This window comes from Bartonella sp. AA86SXKL (assembly GCF_042196885.1).
In genome coordinates, this window is sequence record NZ_JBHIRE010000271.1 from 1 (window position 1) to 773 (window position 773).

Sequence of the window (773 nt, forward strand, 5' to 3'; positions counted from 1 at the left end):
ACATTCGTCAGATGCGTATTCACACTCTTCACATTCGCATCAAGACCACTCAAAGCTGAGCCAACGTCATGATAATTGGCTTTTGCCACCTGACCATCTTCAACAATAACAGATAAACTATAGTTTGGTCCTTTAAAAGCACCATTTTCGAACGAGGCACCACCACCAAAATAATTTGCTATATCTCCAGATATTTTATTAATTTGGTTCCCATTGATTGCATCATGCGAATCTTCAGCAATTTTCCCATCTTTAACATTATGAAGAGCAACGGGGACTTGGTTATCTACCCCACCTAAAGTTACGCTACCATAATTAACGGTACCGTTTTCTTTATCATAAAGAACTGCAGCAGCACTTGTAAGATTAATATCATTAGAAATCTTCTCGATACTTTTATCAAGCTGGTCTTTGTTAACAGCTTCATTACCATTTACAGCTGCCTTCACACCAGAAATTATCCTATTTTCACCAGATTTGTTTGCAACATTGATTTTAGTCCCACCTGTTGCTTTACCAACAGTGATAGTACCTTCATTTTCCTCCTGCTTAACAAGGCTATTTTTTGTCGCATTCGTAATCTGATTTTGTATATTCGTGATAGAATTATCAACAGTACTAAAAGCAGATTCAAAATCATTATGTGGCTTACCCTGAATAGTGTAAGTGGGAGCCTTACCGTTAGATACGTCTGCACCACCACCAAAATACTTTGATATATTTTTAGCAATTGTTGCCAGATTATTTGTAACAGTGTTAACATTCTGATTAGT

The 773-nt window shown here is 36.7% G+C and carries 1 pseudogene; it reads right to left on the reverse strand.

Annotated features, from left to right (window positions below):
* Positions 1–773 (reverse strand): annotated as a pseudogene (locus tag ACFIO5_RS11480) (Vomp family autotransporter); the annotation flags it as partial.